The sequence below is a fragment of the Streptococcus oralis genome (assembly GCF_001579525.1).
Classification (GTDB): Bacteria; Bacillota; Bacilli; order Lactobacillales; family Streptococcaceae; genus Streptococcus; species Streptococcus oralis_M.
This window is the reverse complement of record NZ_KQ970791.1, coordinates 39,425-58,297: the sequence shown is the minus strand read 5'-3', so window position 1 is coordinate 58,297 and position 18,873 is coordinate 39,425. Positions and strand designations below refer to the sequence as shown.

The following is an 18,873-nucleotide window of genomic DNA, read 5'->3' as shown; positions in this document are numbered from 1 at the left end:
CTGCTCGGTAACCTTCTTGATACCAGCGTGGAATAATCTTTTCTGCTGTCCCCGCTTCGTAATGAGTATTGTCAAATCCCATTTTTTTAGCATTTCGCTTAGCATCTTCAATGGCTTCTGAAATAATATCCATCCCTCTGAGACTCTTGACCTTCTTCGCGAATGCGAACCCAATTGTCCCGACTCCACAATAAGCATCAATCAGATGGTCTTCTTTACTGACATCCAGAGCCTTGACTACTTCTTCATAGAGAATTTCTGTCTGCTCAGGATTAAGCTGATAGAAAGCTCGAGGGGAGAGGGAAAACTCATAGTCAAGTACTCCTTCTTGGATACTCTCTTGACCCCAGATAATTTCCGTCTTTTCGCCATAGATTTCACTTGTTTTTGCTGTATTTGTATTGACTGCAACTGTGACGACTTCTGGAAATTCCTTGACGAGGTCTTTGACTAGTTGATTTAAATTGAGCTGGCGATTTGTGACAATGATAATCTGGACTTGTCCCGTTTTTCTCGCTCTGCGTACCATGATGGTGCGAACGCCGAGCGTTTTTCTCTCATCGGTGATGGGGATTTGATGGTAAGTAAGAAGTTCAGCTAGGCGATTCGCTATCACTTGGGTTTCCTTATCTTGTACCAAGCAGTCTTTTAACTCTACGAGGTAATGAGAGTTTTGCGCATACAGACCTGCCTTGACCTGATTGTTGAATTTTCGAGTCTGGAATTGAAGCTTAGCACGGTAGTACTTTGGTTCCTGCATTCCGATAGTTGGACGGATTTCATAGTTTTCATATCCCGCAGGGGCAAATTTTTTCAGAGCTTGATGGAGCAGATCCGTTTTAAACTCTAATTGTTTATAATAGTGGAGATGCATAATTTGACATCCGCCACATTCGTTATAAATCGTACAAGCTGGGACTACTCTGAATTTGGACTTTTTATTTACTTTGAGTAATTTTGCTTCAACAAAGTTGCGTTTAATAGAAGTAATCTGACAATAGATGTCTTCTCCTTTGAGGGCGCCTGGCACAAAAACGAGGGTTTTCTGGTAGAAACCGATTCCCTCACCATTGATCCCCATCCGCTTGATTTTTAAAGGTATTTTTTGTTTGACTTTTAGATTCATAAGTCTATTATACCACGTAGTTTCTCAATGGTTAAGAATATGTTACAATAAAAACATGAATACAAAGACATCTCATATTTCCCCATTGGATTTTCCTGAGCAATTACGAACTTATATAGAGGGAGCAACCCTTTCTGACAGCTCTTCTCATTCAGGCGCAACGGTTCTCTTTCTTGATTCAGGTTACTATTTGAAAATTGATCAAAAGAGAAGATTAGAGCGAGAAGCTGCCATTGCAAGGTGGTTTGAAACCAAAGGACTGGGAACTCTAGTTATCGACTACTTATCAACAGATAAAGACTACCTTTTAACAAAAGAAGCGCCTGGCAAAGATACCCTTGCCTTTCTGGATCAGCCAGAAATAATTTGCCGAACCATGGCACATGCCCTTAAAAAACTTCACAACTTACACCCACACAATTTTCCATCAGAAAATCATTTACAAACCTATAAAGATAGAGCTTTGAAAAACTATGAAAAAGGCGAATTCTATGCCAAGGCCCTCCTACCCCAATTTCAGATTAATAGTCGCGAAGAGGCCTTCCAACTTATCCAAGAACAAGGACACCTATTAAAGACTGATGCCTTTATTCACGGTGATGCCTATCTACCAAACTTTATTCTAAAAGATGCTAGCCGTTTCTCTTGCTTTATTGATCTGGACTTGGCTGATTTTAGTGATCGTCATATCGATCTCTTTTGGGCAGTTTGGTCTCTAAACTATAACCTAGATAACCCTAAATACGCTGAACTGTTTCTTGACTATTACGGCAGAGAAGAGGTCGACACCAACAAACTTCGACTCGTTGCTGCCTTTGAAGCATTTGGATAAAAGTTAAACCATGAAAATCACAAAACTTGAAAAGAAAAAACGCCTCTACCTGATGGAGCTAGATCATCAGCAAACCTCTTATATTACTGAAGATACAATTGTCCGTTTTATGCTGTCTCGAGATAAGGTCATTAGCAAAGAGGAACTGACCGAGATTCAGGACTTTGCCCAGTTCTCTTATGGCAAAAATCTTGCTCTCTACCATTTATCCTTCAAAACCCGCACTGAAAAGGAAGTGCGAGAGTATCTGAAAAAGTATGATATTGATGAAAAAATAACTAGTCAAGTTATCGCTAACCTTAAAGAAGACAACTGGATTAATGATCGTCAGTATGCCTACTCTATCATCAATGCAAATCAACTTTCTGGAGATAAGGGACCTTATGTGCTAGCTCAAAAACTATCTCAAAAAGGGATTGCTAAATCAACTATTTATGATGTTTTAAAGATTTTTGATTTTTCAGAAGTTGCTCAACGTATTGCAGAGAAACTGCTTAAAAAATACACGGGAAAACTTCCTGCTCGTGGCTTGCAAGATAAGATTATTCAAAACTTGACTAACAAGGGCTTCTCCTATGCTGATGCTAAAAGTGCTTTTGATGACTTGGACAGTCAAGTCGACCAAGAAACGACTCAAGAACTTATTTTTAAAGAGTTAGACAAACAATATGCTAAGTATGCTCGAAAGCATGAAGGATACGAACTTAAACAGCGTTTAACCCAAGTTTTAGCTCGAAAAGGCTATGATTTTTCGGATATAGCCAGTGCTCTCAGAGAATATCTTTAATATTTTCGTGTAAAATTCAAAAAAAATAGACCGATTTATGATATAATAGTAAACGATAAACTTATAAATTGTAGAAAGTTGGTTAGTTATGAAACTTCCAAAAGAAGGCGACTTTATTACAATTCAAAGTTATAAGCATGATGGGAGTCTTCACCGTACTTGGCGGGACACCATGGTACTAAAAACAACAGAGAACGCTATTATTGGCGTCAACGACCACACACTTGTTACCGAAAGTGACGGTCGTCGTTGGGTGACTCGAGAACCGGCTATTGTTTACTTTCACAAAAAATATTGGTTTAATATCATTGCTATGATTCGCGATAATGGGATTTCCTACTATTGCAATATGGCCAGCCCCTACTATCTAGATGAGGAAGCCCTGAAATACATTGATTATGATTTGGATGTCAAGGTCTTCACTGATGGCGAAAAGCGTCTCTTGGACGTTGAAGAGTATGAGCGCCATAAACGCAAAATGAAGTATTCTGATGATTTAGACTATATTTTGAAAGAACATGTTAAAATCCTTGTTGATTGGATCAACAATGGACGTGGTCCTTTTTCAGAGGCCTATGTCAACATTTGGTACAAACGCTACATAGAACTAAAGAATCGGTAAAGTTGTCAAGCCGGGGTGAGAGCCCTGGTTTTTTTATTTGAAAAACCCAGCCTAGAAGCTGGGTTAATTGCTATATATCTAATTTAGTGACAGTAAACTTGATATGGGAATAATCTTTTTCAACATCCTTATCTAACAGGAAAGCCGTGGCATCCTTCTTAACCTGAACAAGATCAATGTTCTGGGCTTGAGCTGCATAGACGCATCCACAATAGCATTGACGATAGATATCATACTCCTCGCACATCTCCACTGAACGTTTGTAACCTTGATTTTTCTTGAAATCACTTGGAAGATAGTGGGTGGTATAAATCTTTTGCACATCAATTCCGATGCTGTTGATGGTTTGAGAATTCTTATGGGGACTGATGGTCAAAGCTGAACCAAAGTAGTCAAAGCCCAAGTCCATAGCTACCTGTGCTGTTTTATCCAGACGGTAGTCAAAACAAACCTTGCAACGGTCACCACCTTCAGGTTCTTCTTCCAGTCCTCTGACTAACTTCCGGTATTCATTGGGTTCATAGGGAGCTTCTAGGTACTGGACTGTATTGCCTGTTCGCTCATTGAAATCACTGACAAATTTCTTGGTGACGTAAGCTCGCTTGTGGTATTCTGCCTTGGGATGGATATTGGAATTGGCAAAATAGATAGTCACATCAGCGTATTTGGTCAAGTACTCGAGGGTGTAGGTACTACAAGGAGCACAGCAAACATGCATGAGAATAGTTGGACGTTCCTCATTTTTTTCCCAAACCTGAACCATTTTCTGCATGACACGGTCATAATTAATCTTCTGATTGGGATTCATCTTGCTCAGAATTTCTTCTACATCAATCATGTTCTTCTCCTTTTACTATTAGTTATTTTACCATATATCACCAACCAGCTCAAACCTATTTTTTAAAAGTGTAATAAAAAGAGGGATTCGTATTCCCTCCTTTTGTGTTTCTTAAGAATTGCTTCGTAGCGAAAGCTTACATCATCCCGCCCATCATGCTTGGGTCCATTGCTGGAGCTGGGGCTGCTGGTTCTGGTTTATTGGCTACGACTGCTTCTGTTGTTAAAATCAAGCTAGCCACAGAGGCTGCATTTTGTAGGGCTGAACGACTTACTTTAACTGGGTCGATAATCCCTTCTTCAATCATATTAACCCACTCACCAGTTGCTGCATTGAATCCTGTACCAAGCTCAGCATTCTTCAAGCGATCGATGACGATTGATCCTTCGAATCCTGCATTGTGGGCGATTTGACGAACAGGTTCTTCTAAGGCGCGGAGAACAATATTGCGTCCTGTTGCTTCATCACCTGTCAATTCCAAGGCTGCGACAGCTGGAATGACATTGACAAGAGCAGTTCCACCACCTGCAACGATTCCTTCTTCAACGGCTGCACGAGTAGCGTTAAGGGCATCTTCGATGCGGAGTTTCATTTCTTTCAACTCAGTTTCAGTTGCAGCTCCAACCTTGATGACTGCGACACCACCTGACAATTTAGCCAAGCGTTCTTGCAATTTTTCACGGTCAAATTCAGAAGTTGTTGTTTCGATTTGAGACTTGATAACCGCAACACGGTGAGAAATAGCTTCAGGATTTCCCACACCTTCTACAATAACAGTGCTATCTTTGTCCACAGTTACTCTCGCTGCTTGACCAAGCGCCTCAATAGTAGCGTCCTTCAACTCAAGGCCAAGATCTTCTGTGATAACAGTTCCGCCTGTCAAGATAGCGATATCTTCAAGCATCGCTTTACGACGATCACCAAAGCCAGGTGCCTTAACTGCTACTACGTTGAAGGTTCCACGAATCTTATTCAATACTAGAGTCGGAAGAGCTTCGCCATCTACATCATCTGCAATAATCAAGAGTGGACGATTGCTTTGAAGAATACTTTCTAGAAGCGGCAAGATTTCTTGGATATTGGAAATCTTCTTGTCAGTAATCAAAATGTATGGATTTTCAAGATCAGCCACCATTTTTTCGCTATCCGTCACCATGTACTGTGATAGATAACCGCGGTCAAACTGCATTCCTTCAACGACTTCAAGCTCTGTTTCCATACCACGTGATTCTTCAATAGTGATGACTCCATCTTTGCCAACTTTTTCCATGGCTTCAGAAATGTATTCACCGACTTTCTCAGAACGAGAGGATACAGCAGCAACCTGAGCGATGGCTTCTTTATTTGCAACTGGAATGGCATTGTTTTTCAAGGCTTCTACAGCTGCGGCAACTGCTGCTTCAATCCCACGACGGATACCGATTGGGTTGGCACCTGCAGTGACGTTTTTGATTCCTTCACGGACGATAGCTTGGGTCAAGACAGTTGCAGTTGTCGTCCCGTCACCTGCGATATCATTGGTTTTTGAAGCTACTTCTGATACCAATTTGGCACCCATATTTTCAAAATGGTCTTCCAATTCGATTTCTTTGGCAATGGTCACACCGTCATTAGTGATGAGTGGTGAGCCGAATGATTTTTCAAGAACAACATTACGACCTTTTGGTCCCAAGGTTACTTTAACAGTATCTGCAAGGATATCGACACCACGGACCATAGCTGAACGAGCATCAGATGAAAATTTAATTTCTTTTGACATACTTACTTTCTCCTTCTATTCTTCAATGATCGCCAAAATGTTAGCTTCGCCAACGATGATATACTTTTCATCGCCATCTTTGATATCAAGACCTGCATGGGCTTCAACTAAGACACGGTCTCCAGGCTTCACGCTTGGAGCTACCAAGTCACCGTTCAAGGTACGAACACCTTGTCCAGTAGCTACAACTTGGGCTGTTTTTGTTTTTTCTTGGGCTGAGCCCGCAAGGACAAAGCCTCCAACAGTTTGTTCTTTTTCTTCGATTTTCAAGACCACACGGTCTCCTAATGGTTTCAACATCTGTTTTCCTCCATGATAAACTACATATTATTAGCACTCTTTATATATGAGTGCTAATTCATAGTTCTATTGTATCACTTGGTCAGAAATAGTCAAGAAAAAAGTCTGACTTTCTCAAGATAAAAAAGCCTGAGACTAACTCAGACTTTTCAATGCTTAAAATGGCAATTCTTCCTCTTCCAAGACCAAATCTGCCAAATCCTGTCCTGCGTTATTTTCACGCATAGCACGTTGGGCGCGGCTTTCCAAAAGTTGGTATCCTGTGGCAAGGACTTCAGTCACATAGTTGGTCTGGCCATTTTTCTCAAAGCGACGGGTACGAAGTTCTCCATCCACAGAGATAAGACTACCTTTAGTTGCGTAGCTTGCCAAGGTTTCAGCCAATTTCCCCCAAAGAACCAAATGGACAAAGTCGGCTTCGCGTTCTCCTTTTTGGTCTTTGTAACGACGATTCACAGCAATAGTTGCGCGAGCCACTGACTTGTCATTGTTGGTTTTGTGCAATTCTGGTGTAGACGTCAAGCGCCCAATCATGATAACTTTATTATACATTTTTCTTCCTCCTACTTATCTATTCGCAAGGAATAAAAAAAGTTACAGAAATTTGTAACTTTTTGAGGAAATTTTTTACTTTTTATGAACCATAAATCCAGTCGCTTGTTGATTGGCCATAATGGTCATATCTGTAATCTGCACACGGCGAGGTTGACTGGTCACATAGACCACTGTGTCTGCGATGTCTTGTGCCTGCAAGGCTTCGATTCCTTGGTAAACGGACGCAGCTCTCTCTTTATCACCGTGAAAACGAACTGTAGAGAAATCTGTTTCAACAATTCCAGGCTGAATGGTGGTCACCTTGATATCCGTTGCAATGGTATCGATTCGCAGTCCATCTGAAAAAGTCTTGACAGCAGCCTTGGTGGCTGAGTAAACAGCTGCTCCCGCATAGGCGTAGATTCCTGCTGTTGACCCCATATTGATAATATGACCTTGATTGGTTGCTACCATGGAAGGCAAGAAACAGCGAGTCACTGCCATCAACCCCTTGACATTGGTATCCAACATCGTCAGCATATCCAACTCTTCATAGTCCTGATAGGGAGCCAAGCCAAGAGCCAGTCCCGCATTATTGACCAAGATATCAATCTGCCCTATCGTTTCCAAAATATCGGAGCAGACAGTCTTTACCATGGCCATATTCGTCACATCCAGTGGAAAAGTCCAAACTGTTTGATTTGGAAAAGTTTCTGCAAATTCCGACTTGAGGTCTTCTAGTCTGTCTGTCCGTCGCCCTGTTAGAACGACATTCTCCCCCTGCTCCAGATAAGCACGCACAATCGCTTCACCAATTCCTGAGGTCGCCCCTGTAATCACTACATTTTTTGCCATCTTATTTCCTTCTATCTGGTCTATCAGATACTGACAACTTCCTAGGCAGTCCAATGTTTAGCTGGGTCAAAGGGAGTTCCAACAACTTGGTCTTCTGATAATTCAAGCACCCCTCGTTTTTGCGGAGCGTTTGGCAGATGCAATTCACGAGGACTGCACATCATCCCAAAACTCTTTTCGCCACGAAGTTCGCCTGGGAAAATGAGATTGCCTTTAGGCATCATAGCTCCAGGAAGAGCGACAATGGTTTTCAAGCCGACACGCGCATTGGGAGCCCCTGCAACGATTTGCACTGTCTCGTCACTTGCGACTGCTACTTGGCAGATATTGAGGTGGTCGCTATCTGGATGGACTACCATCTCGACAATTTCACCGACAACAAACTTAGGTTCTTTGTCATTGACAATTTCTTCCACAAAGCCTTCCGCCTGCAATTCTTGGTTCAAACGAGCTACTTGCTCATCTGATAAAAAGACTTGACCGCGCTCTGCAATTTCAAACAAACTTGAAACTTCGAAAATATTCCAAGCTACTGTTTCTCCATTTTCTTTGAGGAAAACACGGGCTACTTTGCCTTTGCGCTCCGCGTCTAGTTTGGCATCTCCGCTGTTTTTCACGATGATCATAAGGACATCGCCAACATGCTCTTTGTTATATGTAAAAATCATTCTTTCCTTTTTCTCCTATTTCAGTCCTGCTAAAAAGTCGTTAATTTGTTCCTTGCTTTTACGATTACGATTGACAAAACGGCCGATTTCCTTGTCCTTTTCTAGCACAACAAGGCTAGGAATTCCGTAAACATCCCAGAGTTTAGCCAGATCCATATACTGGTCTCGGTCCACTCGAATAAAGGTAAATTCAGGATTTTCTACCTCAATCTCTGGCAAGGCAGGATAGATATAACGACAATCACCACACCAGTCCGCTACAAAAAGGAAAACCTTCTTGCCATCTTTTTCTACTAAAGATGCCAATTCTTCTAAACTTGCTGGTTGTATCATAAGACTTCCTCCTCATAGACCAGGTCTTCATTTTCATAAACAAAGGTATAGTGACGACCATCCTCGAAAATGACTCCTCCGACGAGTCGCTCTAGACTACTTTCGTAGACTTGAACATAGAGAGTCGCAATCTCGCCCATACCTGAGAAAAGTTCGCGCACGATAGCGGTCAACTCTTCTTGAGTTTTCATGAGTTTGTGGTTATCTGCTGCTTTTTTAGCCCCCAAAGCAAGGGCGCTTAGACCAGCCACAGTCAAGCCAGTCATCCATAATTTCTTAGCTTTCATACCATTCATTTTAACACAAAAAAAGCTTTAGGACAAATGGGGAAGCAGTATATGAGCAAGGAAAATCACTTCCCTCGGTGAGGAAAGTGAACTTCTGATTCTTATTGCCAGGCGCCTGAGTTGCCAACGTAGTAACCATCAGGTGTGTAGGTATTGCGAAGCATCTTACCTGATGAAGCTAGATAATACCACTTGCCATTATCTTTGACCCAATCATTCGCTAGCATGGCACCAGAAGAACTTACATAATACCATTCTCCCTTGTCATAAACCCAAGTGCTTGCTTTCATAGCTCCTGAAGTTGATAAATAGTACCACTTACCTTGATCATAAAGCCAATCACTAGCAATCATAGCTCCTGATGATTTAAAGGCATACCAGTTGCTACCTTGATAAAGCCAAGTTTGATTGAAAATGACTCCTTTATCATTCATAAAGTACCAAGTTCCCTTATCATAAACCCAATCGCTCTGCACTAATTGACCTTGCTTTTGATAGTACCAGTTTTCACTGTTATTCTTTTTTAGCCAGCTTTCTGCATTTACAATTGGATAAAGTTCTTTGAAGGCTCCTCCTCCCTTGTAGGAATGAGTGATAACTCCTGGTTTTTCAAGTTTCAACTCTTCATAGTCGTCTGCCCAAGCAAATACTTTTTGCCCTTTGGAAGTAGTTTCTGGTAAGGTGGCAGTGTAAGTCTTGGTTTGATAGTCCCATTTTGTATCAAGGTAGGTGTATTGATTATTTGATTCGCTAATACGGTAGTAACTACTCTTTCCACCGTCATGATATACATCATCAACCACTTTAGTGGACCAGGTCTTTACTTCATTTCCGCTCTTGGCTTCTACCTTGATATCTCCTCTATAGCCATAAGGCACATAGAAATTCAGGTAACATCCCTCTGTACCGACCATGGACTTGTCCTTTTCTTGACCTAGGAAATTGACTGTCTGATCTTGACCATTGAGACTAACCGTCCACTCGATTTTCTCAGTTTTTGGCAAATCCAAGACTTTGATATCTACTTCATGCCCATTGTTAAATCGAAGAATTTTGCCATCTTGGTACCAAACGTCACCCTTAATAACCCATTCTTCTTCAAGCTCAAATGCCTGCCCTGAATAAGGGAAGGCTAGTAAAGCTAGACCTGCTAAAGATAAACCAATTAGTGTGATTTTTTTCATCGCATATCCTCCTTTTGGATTTATTAAATTCATTATATCACTATGTTGTTTTTTTACAAGTCTTATCCTAAATATGCAAGCAAAAAACCTCTGAGATTCTTCTCAAAGGTTAGAATTTTGCTAATTGCTGTTCTCAACCGCTGCAGTGACAAAGGCAGTGTATAGTTCTTCTGGGCGGTTTGGACGGCTGGAAAGTTCAGGGTGATACTGACAAGCCACAAAGAATTTATTTTCAGGAATTTCCACAATTTCTACCAAACGATTGTCTGGAGAAACTCCTGAAAAGACAAAACCTGCTGCCTCAAACTGTTCACGAAAGGCGTTGTTAAACTCATAACGGTGACGGTGACGGCGTTGCACCACTTCTTGATTGTGATAAGCAGCCGCTGCCTTAGAGCCACGTTTCAACTTAGATGGATAAAGTCCCAAACGAAGGGTTCCACCCATATCCTCAACATCAATCTGATCACGCATGATATCAATAATAGGGTATTTTGTTTCTGGTGCAAGCTCTGCAGAATTGGCACCTTCAAGTCCTAAAACGTGACGAGCAAACTCGATACAGGTCAACTGCATTCCCAAGCAGACACCCAACATTGGGACATCATTCTCACGCGCATAGCGAATGGCTTGGATTTTCCCTTCCGTACCACGTTGACCAAAACCGCCTGGTACGATGATTCCGTCCGCATTAGACAAAATCTCTACTACATTCTCTGCTGTCACATCATTGGCATTGATCCAATTAATCTTCACTTCTGCATCGTTGGCATACCCTGAGTGTTTCAAGGCTTCGACCACTGAGATGTAGGCATCTTGTAACTCCACATACTTACCAACGAGGGAAATCTTGACTTGTTTCTTGAGGTTCATGACCTTGTCCACCATGGCTGACCACTCTGTCATATCCGCTGCTGGTGCATCTAATTTCAAATGATCACAAACAATTTGGTCCATGCCTTGTGCCTGCAAATTCAATGGAATTTGGTAAAGGTGTTCAACATCCAAAGACTCGATAACAGCTTCTGGAGCCACGTCACAAAACTGAGCTAGTTTATTTTTAATTCCTTGACCAGCTGGTTTTTCTGTACGAATGACCAACATATTTGGCTGGATTCCCAAACCGCGCAATTCTTTTACAGAATGTTGAGTAGGCTTGGTCTTCATCTCACCAGCAGCCTTTAGATAAGGAAGCAAGGTTGTGTGGATATACATAACATTATCTGCACCCACATCAGCCTTCATCTGACGAAGAGCCTCTAGAAATGGCAAGGACTCGATATCCCCAACGGTTCCACCAACCTCTGTGATAATGACATCCGAGTCAGTCGTTACAGCGGCACGCTTGATTTTTTCCTTCAAAGCATCTGTGATATGAGGAATAACCTGAACAGTTGCCCCAAGGTATTCTCCACGTCGTTCCTTACGAAGAACTTCACTATAAATTTTACCAGTTGTCACGTTGGAATATTTGTTGAGATTGATATCGATGAAGCGTTCATAGTGACCCAAGTCCAAATCTGTCTCAGCCCCATCATCTGTTACAAAGACTTCTCCGTGCTGGTAAGGACTCATGGTTCCCGGATCGATATTGATATAAGGGTCAAACTTCTGAATAGTTACTTTTAGACCACGATTTTTCAAGAGACGGCCCAGACTTGCTGCCACAATCCCTTTCCCAATAGACGATACCACACCACCAGTTACAAAAATATATTTCGTAGACATAGATTCCTCTTTCTAAAATGCTCAAGGCCTTGTTAACTACGAGGGGACATAGAAAACAAGACCCTTATGAATAACGACTTTTCAAGAAAACTTCCTGAAAAACAAAAATAGCTCCCTAGTAACTAGGGAGCCCCGACCTCTAAAAGAGGTGCCCGAACAATATGATACCTTAAAGCAGAACATTTGTCAACCCGAATGGGTAAAAGATGAAAAAAGGAGATTGTTTTCAGAAAACCAACTAAAAATCCGCATCCAAACGAATGACCTGCTCTAGCAAAAAAGGAGATCAGGCGATCTCCTCTGTATAGTCTTTTACTCTTCTTCACTCGTTTCTGCGTCATCGTCAGAAAACTCGTCGTCTTCTTCGTTAAGATCCACGTCTTCACCCAAGTCATCTGGAGCGATTTCGTTGATTTCTGCATCGTAAGCTTCCACTTCATTTTTCTCATCATCTGGATTTTCATCATCATATGAAAGAGCTGGATCTGCTTCGTATGCATCTTCGTCTTCTGGATCATCTGCATTGTAGTCAATGGCATCTGAATCACCATCCATAAAGGCATTGACACGTTTTTTCTTAGCTTTTGGTGCTACTTCATCGTCGTCACTTTCTTCAAGAGCGATGATTTCTTCGTCGATTTCGTCTACACCATACCATGAACGAAGCCCCCATTTGTTGTCTCCAAGAGAGATGAAGCTACCGTCAAAGTTCAACTCTGTGTAGAACAAAGGCAAGGCTTCACGGATATCGCTGTTTGATGTTCCAAGGTAGTTTTGAATTTCGTTTACAAGATCGCTAAAATGCATCTCATGATCGCGACCACGAAGTTCCAAGATAGCACGCGCTACCTCAATCATAGATAGTTCACTTTTTTCTTGCCCAGCAAATACTTCTAATTCCAAAGCGTTTCTCCTCATTTTTACTACTATCGCCAGAGCAGACAGACTCTGACCTCATTTTATCATGTACTCTTTATTGTACGATAATTTTGCGGAATAGTCAAAGGTTAAATGGGAGAAAGTGACAGGACTTTTTATTTCTTTGCTACCCAGCCGATGGCATCGTGAGGTGGGGTTTCAGTATCAATCCAGATGAATTCAATCCCGATTTCGCCATTTGTAAATTTGGTCAATCGAATACCGTTGATTTCTAGTTCATTGAGTCGTTGACCTGTCAATACTTCTCGTTCCTTCAACTGGAAAACACCACGCAAGATCCAATTTCCAAGAATTTCTTGCTTATCAGTTGACTGAATCGCCTTGCCAGCTTCCTGGTTGATATAGGCATTGATGACATCTCCAGAAGATAAGAAACGTAGCTTAAAGGTTCTTTCCTCTTTCGGTAGAGCTAGTTTTTTAGTGCCGGGTTCAAAGGTCCCGAAGCCTGGCCCAAAGAAATCTGGTCTTTCATCATGGAAGTTCTTGGAGTCAGGCAGTGGAATATAAACTTCACTTACTGGACGATAGACGAGTTGTTCGATTTCTTTAATGAGTTTTTCATTCCCTGTCTCGTGGACAAAATGAATCAAGTCCTCACGAATAGCCTTCATCTTAGCTTTTTCTTCCCTGGTGGTCCATTTCTTCAAGAGGATTTCTTCCAGAGAGAAGGTCACAAAAGCTAGTTCTTCTGGAGCTAAACTGTCCTTAAATTTATCCTGAATCTTAAAAATCCGTGGCAGACGGTCTTTTTTAGCTAGTTTTGAACCACCATTAAAGGCGTTGAAACCAGAGTTTTCTTCTACATTTCCATATTTGTCTGTGATAACCCAAGACACTGTTTCTAAGATATCGGATTGTTCCTTTTCAGCTGTCAGTAAATGAAGATTTTCAAAGAGAGAAAAAGGATCTTCGATGTAATGGACGTCCCAAGTGTCTACCACAATGTCTTTATTGTTAAAAGTCATGTGGAGCTGGCTGTCAGCTGCGGTGTACTTGTAGTGGTGTTGCCCATCCGTAAAACGAAAATTGGTCGGATTGTTTTTGGTAGTTGAACCTTCAATGACTAGATTATCAATATCGACTGGTAAATAAGTCGTCTCCCCAACAAAAATCTTTGGATTTTCTCCCTTTGGTGTTGGCATCAAAACATGGTAAACGGCTTCGACATTGACCGAATCCGAGTTAAAACCCTTGATTTGTGCCTTAGAAGATTCGATTCTCTGGTTTCTTAAAGTCGCAATCTTTCGAGCTAACTCTTCATAGCGCTGATAGTTTTCCTTGTCTGCTGACTCTTTATCAGTTGCAATATTTGCATGAAACTTGATATCACCCAACAAGTCCGTCCAAGATTGAGAATCTTTCTTGAACTGGGCAATTTTTTGGTCTCCAGAATTAATCCCAAAAGACTTGATGCCTACTAGGTATTTATGATTTTCATCTACAACAACAGAAGCATCATAGGAAGTATTGGCGATATCTTCCCCTACGGCATTAAAAGCCTTCTGGAAAACAGTCTCCTGAAATTTGGAGTTAACAATCGGAGCCACATAATTCTCTGTTTGTCCCTCGTCTTCGGATTCTGCCTTTTGAGAGAAAGCTTGGCTCAAACTAGCGAAGTTAGTAATTAAGGTTTTGTATTTGTCTTTTTGTTCAGACTTTAGATATTCCCACATAAGCGCCCTCTTTTCTATTTTCAGTATATCAAAAGAAGATTAGTTTTTCACTAATCCTCTTATATATTCGTTAATTAATACTGTAAAATTCGAGTTTGCCTTGTTTTTTTACAAGTCTCAAATACTCTTCGTCTGATAAAACAACTAAACCATCGTCATAAGTCTTGATTTTCTCAAGAGCCTGGTCATAGCTATCCACAAAGTCCTTGACATAGGACTGCCCTTCAAACTGGCCGTTCATCTTGGTATAGATAATGGCAAATTTTCCTGAACGGTCAAGTTGAGACTGCCCTTGGCTTTCGTTTAAAGCCTTGGCAACATTTTCCGCTATGCGTTTAATCACGGGCACAACCACGCTGTTTCCAGCTTGCTTGTATATCTGTCCATTAGAAACTCCTTCGGGGATTTTAAAGGACTTAGGGTAGCCTTGGACATTAAAGGTTTCTTTTGGTGTCAACTTACGAATCTCACCACTGTCTGTCAAAATCAATGGAACGTTGTGTCCACCTGTTCCCATATTGGCTGTCAAGGTAGGAACAACACCGTTTTTATTTTCACGGACATATTGACGGCGCCACTGGTAAACTGTGTCTTGGCTAGTCACTCCAAACTTCAACTGGTCATAGAAATTCTGCTTGCCTTCACGGTAGTAGTAGACCTCATCTAGCTTGTCACCAAAGTTAATCACATCCTGAAGAGTAGTAGTCAGCTTGATTTCCTCCGGAAATTCAAACAAGTCATAAGCTTCCTTGGTATCAAAACCAACGATGTAGATACGTTCACGGTTTTGTGGAATATTTCCATAGTCTTTTCCGTTGAGAACTTTCCATTTAATGAAGTAGTTGTTCTCAGTCAAGGCTTCACGAATAACCTTGAAGGTATTGCCATGGTCATGACCGACCATGTTTTTGACGTTTTCGATGAAAATAGCACGAGGTCTGCAACCCTCAATCATACGAAGCAACTCAAAGAAAAGATCGCCACGATCATCATCAAAGCCCTTGCGATAACCTGCAATACTAAAGGCCTGACAAGGGAAACCTCCCATAATTACATCCACGCGCTCAGCTGGAATATCCTCCGGCTGAACATCGTGAATATCACGACCATCCAAATAGGTATCTGGGTGGTTTAACTGATAAGTCTGACGCGCATACTTATCAAATTCATTGGCATACACCACTCTGAACTCGTTGGTCTGTTCAAATCCCAACTCAATTCCCCCAACACCTGAGAAGAAAGCTGCAATGTTGTACTTCTCAGGTCGGTTCGAACTTACAGAATTTGTCATGTAGTAACCTGCTTTCTAAAATATTGACTTTTATAGTATAACATGAATAAGAAAATAAATACTATTTTATAGATTAAACTCTTGCTTAATACCATTGACTGTATTAATTAGTGACGGTTCTCTTAATTCAACATCTTCAAAATCACTCTCATCTAAACCGTTTTTAATTAAATAATAGGAGATGTTTTCGTTAGTAGAGTAAGCAAATTGATATTTTGGGAATTTTATGAAAAACGGCTTTTGACTATATACGGCTAATTCTTTTTTATTACTTAAGATTTTCACTCGATAGCTTAGTGAAATAGGAGCATCTACTAAAATATTAAACCGAAATGTATTTTCACCCTTTGACAACATATGATTAATTGTGAATTTATAACATTTTTGCTTATATGGGGACACCAATTCTACAATCGGAATTATGGTTCTATCAATCGGAACTGTACCTCCTCCCATATTTCTACAAAAGCATTTCCCAGATGACACATAAGGAATTTCAATTTCACTTTCAACTGTTTTCGTAAACTTGTTTATTAATTCCAATTTCACCAACTGTTTAAAATCAGGAGAATCATCAGAAAAGTGTTTGCTTATAGTATAATCTGTTAGGTCTATAGAAAATATTTTTTTTATATCACCTCCTTGTAAATTCTTAATTTTTGATTCATCTTCAAAAATTAGTATTTTCTCATTGCTATCTCTGTTCAAGTACCAACAAAATAACTGATAGTCTACTTGATTACTACACTTATTCCCATTATTAAACATCACAAAGTCTACTCTTTGATTTGGGGAATCGAAACCTTTTTGTACAATCGTATCTTCATAAGAGTAATCAAGAACCTCGATGTCGTCAATCACCAATTCATGTATTAGTAATTCATCTTTTGGATTTTTAATAACAAGTTCATTTTCTACATAATTTATAAAATCATTTGAGTCAGGATAAACAGGTATTTGATTCCCACTAATGAATTTAGGAACATTTCTGATATCAATTTTTTTAATTTTTATTTTTTGAAATCTAGTATAGATATACTTTTTAAAAAGCAAGAATATAGATGATATCGATATTGAAAATATCCAAAAATAAATGTTTGATAACAATCCTATTAATACTTGTTCATTTCCATCTGATGTTAACACTGTTATTTCTCCTTTGAATCTGTATATTCATTATACCAGAAAAACACGGCATCTAGCCGTGTTTCTGTGTTTATTTCACGAGTTTCTTCATCTCATCAATACGCGCTACGGTCGCGTCGTACTTAGCTTGATAGTCGGCTTGTTTGTCGCGTTCTTTTTGGAAGACTTCTGGTTTGGTATTGGCTACGAAGCGTTCGTTAGAGAGTAGTTTCTTATCGAGACAGGCCAGTTCATCTTTAACATTGAGGATATCTACTAACTGAGGTATATCTATAATTCCACATTTTTGAATCATGTAATATTAATTTCTACACACCCATTAAAAATTCGAATTTCAGATTTGTATTTATTTATATCTGAAACCCAATTTGTTTGAAACAATTCTTAAATTCCTCCATATTGTCAATTTGATTTGCATCAATCAATACTATTAATTCTTCTTCAGCTCGGGAGCAACCAACATAAAAAAGTTTGTAAGCTGTTAAAACAGATCTAACCGTATTATTGTTAAATATAATTTTCATATCCGCGAGACAAGTTTTCTCTTGAAATTGAAGCGTATTTTGATTCAAGCAGATAAATTTAAAGTATTCATTATCTAAATACTTGTTATAGATATTTTGAAAATCATCAAAGTATTGTTTTCTATCCCCTGCTTTAATTTTACTTATTTTTTTTTCTAGTTTCTCTTCTAGTGATAAAATATCACGATTAAAATCATAATAAAACTGTTGAAAACTATCAAAATTAAATTTATTTTGAGTATAAAAACATGCAAACAGGTTCAGAAACTCATATATCTTAATACCTGGATTATTTGAATTTTCAGCTACAAATAATATCTTTTTATGTCCTTCTCCTTTAACCCCATGTTGTGTTGACACCATAGGGTTTCTATTATATACATCTATTAGTTTAAATAATTCAATTGAAGAGCAAAATAAATCAGTATAAAGAAAATCTCCGTTTTTGTCATATAAAAATATAAATTTATAAAAGTCATTACCAATAACTTTTTTAGTTACCAATTCTTGGATTACAATTCCTAAAGGTTCCTTAGATTTCAGAAGCCTAACAAAGACATCCATTTTTTCTTTCAGCTTTACCTTATCCTCATGAAATTCAATTTTCAAAAGGCTACTATCAAAAACTGAAATAGATTTACCAAAAGGTAAGTTTTTTTACTATTTTTTAAGAGTCGTATCATTTCGCCATAATTTTTATTATGATATTCACTCAATACTTGAAATAGCAAACTTAGAAAAGACATTAGCTCATCAGGATTTTCATCATAGTTACTGTTAACCAGAACATCCATTACACTAATACGACCATTATTAGGGTATATTTTCTGATATTTTTTATAGATTTCTTCAGCAGATTTCCCACTATTATTAATGTTATCGAACCTCTTACTATTAACAGTTCTTAATTTATAAAACTTCTTGTAAACTTCGCTATTATTAGATAAATACGTCTCAATATTATCTGTAGAGACCAATTGAGGTAATTGACCTTTTTTACCTATATAAGAGTTCTGTGGAACCCTAGAAACAGATAAGTATAAATGATTTAACAGATCAACTATTTCTTTAGAAGAGCGATAATTTGTGGTAAAGGTTTGAGAGAGGCTACTATCAAATTCACCAAATTCACTTTCAAATGAACCATCATATTTGTTATAAATTTCTTGCATTTTATCCCCAAGAAAATATACTTTTGTTGAACTGCCCCTAGCAGAATTATAAAAAAACCTCAAAACTTCTGTACTTGTATCTTGAACTTCATCTATGAAAATGTAATTATACATTTCACGCAATTTAAAACCAATTTTAGGAAATCTTTCTATTAACTTAAATGAAAAGTATAATAAATCGTCATGAGATAAACCTCCATCTAACACAAAAGAACTCTGACGCTCATTGTAATAAATTTTCAAATTTGATTTTATTATTTCTTCAGAAACATCGC

General features: G+C 39.3%; 20 protein-coding genes and 1 pseudogene. 3 read left to right on the top strand and 18 right to left on the bottom strand.

Annotation, left to right across the window (positions count from 1 at the left end; genetic code table 11):
* The coding region (gene rlmD / locus SORDD25_RS06735; protein WP_061853106.1) for a 23S rRNA (uracil(1939)-C(5))-methyltransferase RlmD at positions 1–1,126 on the bottom strand (1,126 nt) is incomplete at its 3' end.
* A 55-nt stretch (positions 1,127–1,181) separates the two neighbouring features.
* Here rlmD and SORDD25_RS06730 point away from each other — a divergent pair.
* The 3 genes from SORDD25_RS06730 to ntdP all read left to right on the top strand — a co-directional run bounded on the left by SORDD25_RS06730 (position 1,182) and on the right by ntdP (position 3,367).
* On the top strand, positions 1,182–1,958 hold the full coding sequence (locus SORDD25_RS06730; protein WP_061853105.1) for an aminoglycoside 3'-phosphotransferase: 777 nt from the start codon (positions 1,182–1,184) through the stop codon (positions 1,956–1,958).
* Positions 1,959–1,968: 10 nt separating this feature from the next.
* A complete protein-coding gene (gene recX, locus SORDD25_RS06725; protein ID WP_061853104.1) occupies positions 1,969–2,745 on the top strand; it encodes a recombination regulator RecX in 777 nt (258 codons plus the stop codon).
* Positions 2,746–2,833: 88 nt separating this feature from the next.
* Complete coding sequence (gene ntdP / locus SORDD25_RS06720) at positions 2,834–3,367, top strand: nucleoside tri-diphosphate phosphatase (RefSeq protein WP_000775318.1); 534 nt, start codon at positions 2,834–2,836, stop codon at positions 3,365–3,367.
* 70 nt (positions 3,368–3,437) lie between these two features.
* Here ntdP and SORDD25_RS06715 read toward each other — a convergent pair whose 3' ends face one another.
* The 17 genes and pseudogenes from SORDD25_RS06715 to SORDD25_RS09480 all read right to left on the bottom strand — a co-directional run.
* Positions 3,438–4,205: an epoxyqueuosine reductase QueH gene (locus SORDD25_RS06715; protein WP_007522745.1), complete on the bottom strand. Its 768-nt coding sequence runs from the start codon at positions 4,203–4,205 to the stop codon at positions 3,438–3,440.
* Positions 4,206–4,341: 136 nt separating this feature from the next.
* Positions 4,342–5,964 (bottom strand): chaperonin GroEL, encoded by a 1,623-nt coding sequence (gene groL, locus SORDD25_RS06710; RefSeq protein ID WP_061853103.1) that lies wholly within the window; start codon positions 5,962–5,964, stop codon positions 4,342–4,344.
* A 15-nt stretch (positions 5,965–5,979) separates the two neighbouring features.
* Entirely contained in the window at positions 5,980–6,264 is a 285-nt protein-coding gene (gene groES / locus SORDD25_RS06705; RefSeq protein WP_000917327.1) for a co-chaperone GroES, read from the bottom strand.
* A 156-nt stretch (positions 6,265–6,420) separates the two neighbouring features.
* On the bottom strand, positions 6,421–6,816 hold the full coding sequence (locus SORDD25_RS06700; RefSeq protein WP_061853102.1) for a single-stranded DNA-binding protein: 396 nt from the start codon (positions 6,814–6,816) through the stop codon (positions 6,421–6,423).
* 75 nt (positions 6,817–6,891) lie between these two features.
* Positions 6,892–7,653 carry an SDR family NAD(P)-dependent oxidoreductase gene (locus tag SORDD25_RS06695; RefSeq protein WP_061853101.1) on the bottom strand — a complete coding sequence of 254 codons (762 nt, stop codon included), beginning with the start codon at positions 7,651–7,653 and terminating at the stop codon, positions 6,892–6,894.
* A gap of 41 nt (positions 7,654–7,694) precedes the next feature.
* Positions 7,695–8,321 carry a YtpR family tRNA-binding protein gene (gene ytpR, locus SORDD25_RS06690; RefSeq protein ID WP_061853100.1) on the bottom strand — a complete coding sequence of 209 codons (627 nt, stop codon included), beginning with the start codon at positions 8,319–8,321 and terminating at the stop codon, positions 7,695–7,697.
* 15 nt (positions 8,322–8,336) lie between these two features.
* Positions 8,337–8,654 (bottom strand): thioredoxin family protein, encoded by a 318-nt coding sequence (locus SORDD25_RS06685; protein WP_061853099.1) that lies wholly within the window; start codon positions 8,652–8,654, stop codon positions 8,337–8,339.
* Positions 8,651–8,950, bottom strand: a complete 300-nt coding sequence (locus SORDD25_RS06680) for a DUF4651 domain-containing protein (protein ID WP_061853098.1) — start codon at positions 8,948–8,950, stop codon at positions 8,651–8,653. Before SORDD25_RS06680 ends, SORDD25_RS06685 begins: the two co-directional genes overlap by 4 nt.
* Before the next feature lie 92 nt (positions 8,951–9,042).
* Complete coding sequence (locus SORDD25_RS06675) at positions 9,043–10,125, bottom strand: N-acetylmuramoyl-L-alanine amidase family protein (RefSeq protein WP_061853097.1); 1,083 nt, start codon at positions 10,123–10,125, stop codon at positions 9,043–9,045.
* A 120-nt stretch (positions 10,126–10,245) separates the two neighbouring features.
* Positions 10,246–11,853 carry a CTP synthase gene (locus SORDD25_RS06670; protein WP_061853096.1) on the bottom strand — a complete coding sequence of 536 codons (1,608 nt, stop codon included), beginning with the start codon at positions 11,851–11,853 and terminating at the stop codon, positions 10,246–10,248.
* Positions 11,854–12,165: 312 nt separating this feature from the next.
* Positions 12,166–12,756, bottom strand: a complete 591-nt coding sequence (rpoE, locus tag SORDD25_RS06665) for a DNA-directed RNA polymerase subunit delta (RefSeq protein WP_000418415.1) — start codon at positions 12,754–12,756, stop codon at positions 12,166–12,168.
* A gap of 131 nt (positions 12,757–12,887) precedes the next feature.
* Positions 12,888–14,465 carry a hypothetical protein gene (locus SORDD25_RS09360; protein ID WP_061853095.1) on the bottom strand — a complete coding sequence of 526 codons (1,578 nt, stop codon included), beginning with the start codon at positions 14,463–14,465 and terminating at the stop codon, positions 12,888–12,890.
* Between the two features lie 70 nt (positions 14,466–14,535).
* Positions 14,536–15,756: a DNA cytosine methyltransferase gene (locus tag SORDD25_RS06655; RefSeq protein WP_061853094.1), complete on the bottom strand. Its 1,221-nt coding sequence runs from the start codon at positions 15,754–15,756 to the stop codon at positions 14,536–14,538.
* Between the two features lie 66 nt (positions 15,757–15,822).
* Positions 15,823–16,902 carry a hypothetical protein gene (locus tag SORDD25_RS06650; protein WP_061853093.1) on the bottom strand — a complete coding sequence of 360 codons (1,080 nt, stop codon included), beginning with the start codon at positions 16,900–16,902 and terminating at the stop codon, positions 15,823–15,825.
* A gap of 70 nt (positions 16,903–16,972) precedes the next feature.
* Positions 16,973–17,161: pseudogene (locus SORDD25_RS06645) on the bottom strand (hypothetical protein); the annotation flags it as partial.
* A gap of 91 nt (positions 17,162–17,252) precedes the next feature.
* Positions 17,253–18,035, bottom strand: a complete 783-nt coding sequence (locus SORDD25_RS09485) for a hypothetical protein (protein WP_061853091.1) — start codon at positions 18,033–18,035, stop codon at positions 17,253–17,255.
* Positions 18,032–18,873 (bottom strand): UvrD-helicase domain-containing protein (locus SORDD25_RS09480; protein WP_241497234.1); only part of this gene is annotated, 842 nt, incomplete at its 5' end. The genes SORDD25_RS09485 and SORDD25_RS09480, both read right to left, overlap by 4 nt.

Coding starts and splice junctions, on each gene's coding strand:
- ytpR (WP_061853100.1), bottom strand. CDS start 8,321: ATGATTTTTACATATAACAAAGAGCATGTTGGCGATGTCCTTATGATC.
- SORDD25_RS06680 (WP_061853098.1), bottom strand. CDS start 8,950: ATGAATGGTATGAAAGCTAAGAAATTATGGATGACTGGCTTGACTGTG.
- SORDD25_RS06655 (WP_061853094.1), bottom strand. CDS start 15,756: ATGACAAATTCTGTAAGTTCGAACCGACCTGAGAAGTACAACATTGCA.
- recX (WP_061853104.1), top strand. CDS start 1,969: ATGAAAATCACAAAACTTGAAAAGAAAAAACGCCTCTACCTGATGGAG.
- SORDD25_RS06675 (WP_061853097.1), bottom strand. CDS start 10,125: ATGAAAAAAATCACACTAATTGGTTTATCTTTAGCAGGTCTAGCTTTA.
- SORDD25_RS06695 (WP_061853101.1), bottom strand. CDS start 7,653: ATGGCAAAAAATGTAGTGATTACAGGGGCGACCTCAGGAATTGGTGAA.
- SORDD25_RS09360 (WP_061853095.1), bottom strand. CDS start 14,465: ATGTGGGAATATCTAAAGTCTGAACAAAAAGACAAATACAAAACCTTA.
- SORDD25_RS06685 (WP_061853099.1), bottom strand. CDS start 8,654: ATGATACAACCAGCAAGTTTAGAAGAATTGGCATCTTTAGTAGAAAAA.
- SORDD25_RS06715 (WP_007522745.1), bottom strand. CDS start 4,205: ATGATTGATGTAGAAGAAATTCTGAGCAAGATGAATCCCAATCAGAAG.
- groES (WP_000917327.1), bottom strand. CDS start 6,264: ATGTTGAAACCATTAGGAGACCGTGTGGTCTTGAAAATCGAAGAAAAA.
- SORDD25_RS06730 (WP_061853105.1), top strand. CDS start 1,182: ATGAATACAAAGACATCTCATATTTCCCCATTGGATTTTCCTGAGCAA.
- groL (WP_061853103.1), bottom strand. CDS start 5,964: ATGTCAAAAGAAATTAAATTTTCATCTGATGCTCGTTCAGCTATGGTC.
- ntdP (WP_000775318.1), top strand. CDS start 2,834: ATGAAACTTCCAAAAGAAGGCGACTTTATTACAATTCAAAGTTATAAG.
- SORDD25_RS06700 (WP_061853102.1), bottom strand. CDS start 6,816: ATGTATAATAAAGTTATCATGATTGGGCGCTTGACGTCTACACCAGAA.
- SORDD25_RS06670 (WP_061853096.1), bottom strand. CDS start 11,853: ATGTCTACGAAATATATTTTTGTAACTGGTGGTGTGGTATCGTCTATT.